Annotated in this window: 1 protein-coding gene; it reads left to right on the forward strand. The window is 34.4% G+C overall.

Translation table 11 applies throughout. The features are described from left to right. Nucleotides 1-2,085, forward strand: a 2,085-nt coding sequence (locus IU405_RS00335; RefSeq protein WP_197436680.1) for a collagen-binding domain-containing protein, incomplete at both ends; no start/stop codon positions are given.

Genomic DNA, 2,085 nt, shown 5'->3' on the forward strand with positions numbered 1-2,085 from the left:
ACCAATGGAACGCCTAATGATCCTACAGATGATACTTTAGTGTACACGCCTGCTGCGAACTTTAATGGAACAGATACCTTTGATTATACTATTACAGATTCTAATGGGGATCAATCTACTGCGACTGTGACTGTAACTGTGGATCCAACAGTTGATGTTGAAGATGATATTGCAACTACCAATCAAAATGCACCTGTTGTAATTGATGTAATTGCAAACGACAATGACGTTCCTTTAGTGGGTACAATAGTAGTTAGCACGCCTCCAACAAATGGTAATGTTGTAATTACAGACCCAAACAATACTCCAAACAATCCAAATGATGATGTTGTAACTTATACACCAAATCCAAATTATAATGGACCTGATTCATTTGAGTATACAGTTTGTGATGTAAATAATATTTGTGATACAGCTGTTGTGAACATCACTGTTTTGCCTCTAGGCACAACATATAACCCAATACTACCTGCCAATTGTTTCAATGTATTTATCGAAAATGATGTGATTGTTTCTGGTGGAAGTTCAAATGGAAGTTTGGCTATGGGTGGTGATTTAACTATCAATGGAAACTATAGTGTTGCTGCGCAAGATTGTGGATGTTTTGATGTAGATGGAGTGAATATCGGACTTTTAGTAAATGGTAAAGTTAATTATCCATTTAACGGAACTCCAACTCCTGGTGTTGTTACTATTGCTGGTTCAAATCAATATGTAAAAATTGGAAATGCTAATGGATCTCTTACTTGGTATAAAGATGAATTAAATGCTCCTGCACCAATCAAAATTACTCCTGATGCTACTTATGGAAATTCTACCTATATTCAATTAGCTGGAACAAGTCCAGGTCTTGGTGTTGACGCAAACAACAATCCAGTTTTTGAAAATAATGTATTTGACTTTGGAAGTGCTTTCCAACAATTAAAAACAAATTCATTGGACATGTCTTTAATGGCAAATAATGTTAAGTTATTTGACAATGCAAATCAGCCAATCGCAAATATTGGTTTACCATCAACTGTAAAAATCAATTTACAAAATGGTGTTAACCACTTAAATGTTACTGGAACTGATTTGAACAATGTTGATTCATTCATTTTCAATCAAATTCCTGATGCTGATAAAATTTTAGTTATCAACATTGATGCTGATGGAACTTTCAATTGGGATGTTTGGGCACAAACAAATATCGCTCTAGCCAACAGTCCTTTTGTGATTTATAACTTCTATAATACAGATGATTTAAACATCGAAGGTAGTGAAGCTGTTTTCGGAACAATCTTAGCTCCGATTGCAAACATTACAAAAACTGTAAACAATGCTGATATCAATGGTCAATTGATTGGAAAATCATTAAACTATAGTGCTGGAAATACAAATTGTGCAACATTTGTTGAAGAAGTTATTACTAATAATGTAACTACAACTCCTCCTATTGCAGAATTTACAGTAGATAATACTACAAGCTGCTTAGAAGGTAATGAATTTGTATTCAGCAATACTTCTAATACTGGTTTGGATAATCAACCTTTACATCCTATTACTTATCTATGGGAATTTGGTGATGGCACAACAAGTACATTTATGAACCCTACAAAATCGTATGCAGGTTATGGTTCTTATAATGTGAAACTTACTGCAACCAATACGTTTGGCTCAAGTTCTCAAACAATGCAAGTTGTTGTTACTCAACCAATCAATCATCCAGTAATCACTCAAAGTGTTACTGATGTTGGTAATGGTTCAATCACTAGAGAATTTACCATCACTAATGCTGCATATTTTGATAGTTTCTCATGGTCTTTAGATGGTGGTACAACTATCGTGCAACAAAACCAAAATCCTGGAGTATTCACTTTTGATACTGCTGGAAGTTATACTGTTACTGTTTATGGTACAAAAGATGGTTGTTCAAGATCTTTAGAAATTCCTGTAACTGTGGCCTCTGCTGAAGTTACTACTGGAAATGCTGGTGGTGTAGAATCTGAGAGTTTGGGTGATGCTATTTCTAAAATCTATGTAAATCGTAAGAAAAATAGCGTTCCAACTGAGTTTGTAAAATCGGAAGAAAACCTCTATAGCAAA

The organism is Polaribacter sp. BAL334 (assembly GCF_015767435.1).
In the GTDB taxonomy this organism is placed as follows: Bacteria; Bacteroidota; Bacteroidia; order Flavobacteriales; family Flavobacteriaceae; genus Polaribacter.